2 rRNA genes are annotated in these 2,421 nt (G+C 50.2%); both read right to left on the minus strand.

Annotated features, from left to right (window positions below):
• Window positions 1–117, minus strand: a 5S ribosomal RNA gene (gene rrf, locus JOC59_RS09190).
• A 79-nt stretch (window positions 118–196) separates the two neighbouring features.
• Window positions 197–2,421 (minus strand): 23S ribosomal RNA (locus JOC59_RS09195); the annotation flags it as partial.

Raw genomic sequence — 2,421 nt, forward strand, 5'->3', positions numbered from 1 at the left:
GCATGGCGACGTCCTATCCTCGCAGGGAGCGATCCCCCAACTACTTTTGGCGCTACAGAGCTTAACTTCTGTGTTCGGCATGGGTACAGGTGTATCCTCTGCGCTATCGCCACCACACTTATTTTTCTGAGAAATGCTTGATCTCTCAAAACTGAATATTATCGTTTATTTTATTTTTTCTACCGGACACCACTTCGTGGTTAAGTCCTCGACCGATTAGTATTAGTCCGCTCCATACGTCACCGTACTTCCACTTCTAACCTATCTACCTCATCATCTTTGAGGGGTCTTACTTTCATAAAGAAATGGGAAATCTCATCTCGAGGCGAGTTTCACACTTAGATGCTTTCAGCGTTTATCTCATCCATACATAGCTACCCAGCGATGCTCCTGGCGGAACAACTGGTACACCAGCGGTATGTCCATCCCGGTCCTCTCGTACTAAGGACAGCTCCTCTCAAATTTCCTGCGCCCGCGACGGATAGGGACCGAACTGTCTCACGACGTTCTGAACCCAGCTCGCGTACCGCTTTAATGGGCGAACAGCCCAACCCTTGGGACCGACTACAGCCCCAGGATGCGATGAGCCGACATCGAGGTGCCAAACCTCCCCGTCGATGTGGACTCTTGGGGGAGATAAGCCTGTTATCCCCAGGGTAGCTTTTATCCGTTGAGCGATGGCCCTTCCATGCGGAACCACCGGATCACTAAGCCCTACTTTCGTACCTGCTCGACCTGTTAGTCTCACAGTCAAGCTCCCTTCTGCCTTTACACTCTGCGAATGATTTCCAACCATTCTGAGGGAACCTTTGGGCGCCTCCGTTACCTTTTAGGAGGCGACCGCCCCAGTCAAACTGCCTGCCAGACACTGTCTTCCACCACGCTTAGTGGTGCGAGTTAGAGTGGTCATACAGCGAGGGTAGTATCCCACCAACGCCTCTATCGAAACTAGCGTCCCGATTTCTACGGCTCCTACCTATCCTGTACAAGCTGCACAAACACTCAATATCAAGCTACAGTAAAGCTCCATGGGGTCTTTCCGTCCTGTCGCGGGTAACCCGCATCTTCACGGGTATTTAAATTTCACCGAGTCTCTCGTTGAGACAGTGCCCAGATCGTTACGCCTTTCGTGCGGGTCGGAACTTACCCGACAAGGAATTTCGCTACCTTAGGACCGTTATAGTTACGGCCGCCGTTTACTGGGGCTTCAATTCTGACCTTCGCTTACGCTAAGCCATCCTTTTAACCTTCCAGCACCGGGCAGGCGTCAGCCCCTATACGTCATCTTACGATTTTGCAGAAACCTGTGTTTTTGATAAACAGTCGCCTGGGCCTATTCACTGCGGCTGACCTTGCGGTCAGCACCCCTTCTCCCGAAGTTACGGGGTCATTTTGCCGAGTTCCTTAACGAGAGTTCTCTCGCACACCTTAGGATTCTCTCCTCGACTACCTGTGTCGGTTTGCGGTACGGGTAGGTATATTCTCACTAGAAGCTTTTCTCGGCAGCGTGAAATCATGGACTTCCCTACTTATATTTCGGTCCTCATCATCGCTTGTCCTTAAAGATAAAAGCATTTAACTCTTATCAAGACTTACGATTTAAACACACATTTCCAGTCGTGTGCATCCATTATCCTTCTGCGTCCCTCCATCGTTCAAACAAATATAACCTAGTACAGGAATATCAACCTGTTATCCATCGACTACGCCTCTCGGCCTCGCCTTAGGTCCCGACTAACCCTGGGTGGACGAGCCTTCCCCAGGAAACCTTAGTCATTCGGTGGACAGGATTCTCACCTGTCTTTCGCTACTCATACCGGCATTCTCACTTCTAAGCGCTCCAGCAGTCCTCACGGTCTACCTTCATCGCCCTTAGAACGCTCTCCTATCGCGCCACTTACGTGGCACCCGCAGTTTCGGTAATATGTTTAGCCCCGGTACATTTTCGGCGCAGAATCACTCGACTAGTGAGCTATTACGCACTCTTTAAATGGTGGCTGCTTCTGAGCCAACATCCTAGTTGTCTATGCAACTCCACATCCTTTTCCACTTAACATATATTTAGGGACCTTAACTGGCGGTCTGGGCTGTTCCCCTTTCGACGGTGGATCTTATCACTCATCGTCTGACTCCCGGACATAAATCTATGGCATTCGGAGTTTATCTGAATTTGGTAACCCGAGATGGGCCCCTAGTCCAAACAGTGGCTCTACCTCCACGATTCTTAATTCCGAGGCTAGCCCTAAAGCTATTTCGGAGAGAACCAGCTATCTCCAAGTTCGTTTGGAATTTCACCGCTACCCACACCTCATCCCAGCCTTTTTCAACAGACACGGGTTCGGACCTCCAATGCGTTTTACCGCATCTTCATCCTGGACATGGGTAGGTCACCTGGTTTCGGGTCTACAACAACATACTAAA

This window comes from Periweissella beninensis (genome assembly GCF_016908275.1).
Lineage (GTDB): Bacteria > Bacillota > Bacilli > Lactobacillales > Lactobacillaceae > Periweissella > Periweissella beninensis.